This window comes from Frankia sp. CcWB2 (genome assembly GCF_977927585.1).
Genome location: NZ_CDWRCM010000010.1, coordinates 37,154 through 38,336, shown reverse-complemented (window position 1 = coordinate 38,336; position 1,183 = coordinate 37,154). Strand labels below are relative to the sequence as shown.

The 1,183-nt window shown below is 63.0% G+C and carries 1 protein-coding gene and 1 pseudogene; both read right to left on the bottom strand.

Annotated elements, in window-relative coordinates; genetic code table 11:
• Positions 1-158 precede the first annotated feature (158 nt).
• Entirely contained in the window at positions 159-659 is a 501-nt protein-coding gene (locus tag ACY45C_RS02515) for a hypothetical protein (RefSeq protein WP_462186048.1), read from the bottom strand.
• A 186-nt stretch (positions 660-845) separates the two neighbouring features.
• Positions 846-1,183 (bottom strand): annotated as a pseudogene (locus ACY45C_RS02510) (hypothetical protein); the annotation flags it as partial.

The window sequence follows — 1,183 nt, the reverse complement described above, 5'->3', positions numbered from 1 at the left end:
GTCGAAATGAAATAACTTGCGCGTTTCGAACCCTCCACAGGCCTGTGACCTGCGATGATGCTCTCGATCACGTATTTGTTACTTCATTACGTCCCCCACGGACATAACCGTACCGAGGCGATCACACGGGAATCCTAAACACAGATCAAGTGATCAACTTATTTAATGACAGTACCTAGGCCCTCGACGGCCCCGTCGGTGAAGTCGCCTCGGCCGTTTTGAGCGTCCACCACCACATTGAGCTGGGCCGGCGCGAGAGTGCAGTGCTGGTTCTCCGGAACTCCGAGATTCTTGAGGTTCTGGGACGTCCCGTTCGTGTCCGAATCGGGAGAGGCGCGCCACCCGTTGCCGCCGTTCAGCGCCGGATCATTGATGAGCTTCGCGAGTGTGCTCGCGTACTGCGAGTAGGAGGTGCGGGGCTGGCTGGCGATGATCCGCACGGTCGTGCACGTGGTCGAACGCAGCCTCTTCTTCATCGGGGGATCGAGCGGCATCTGTGTCGGTGCCGCCGACCGCGTTGAGGGCGTGTTCACGAGAGTCTGGCCACGGCCGCCTTTGCCGAGGACCTGGCCGATGAAGGCGAGGACGATGGTGGTCAGGATCACTAGGACGGCGATGGCGGTGGGATGCCATCCCAGCCGCGACCGGGTATCGGACATTCGCGGCGACTCCTCGATCCGTGGGACGCTGATATCGGGCCTTGCGTGGGGCAAGCTCCAGGGCACCTGTCCGCCACCGGATCGTCGCATGCCGACCATGCCGCGCAGAGCGCCTTGGGCCGAGAATGGCCGATTCTTGCTCTTGTACCTGATCCCCGAGGGCTACGGAGTAATGGCAGATTTACTTTAAGTATCAGACTCTATGATCGCAGCCGGGGCCGGGTGCGCCGGATCGGTCGGTGGTGCTGGGCGGGGTAGGCGCATGCCGATGGTGAAGATGGCCGAGAGCGTCACCGCGCCCAGTACCTCGGCCACGACCGCCCACGTGCGGCCGTAGGTGATTTCCATCCCCCCGACTGCGCCCACCGCGCAGGCCCAGCCAACCACCAGCATCGCGGTAAGGTCCGTCGGAGGGAATAGCATAACGGTGGGGACGGCCGCGATGAGCGCGGCGGCGAGTGAGCCGACCAGCACTCCACCAGGGCTGTCTGCCACCTGGAAGGGGATTCCGATGACGATAGGGG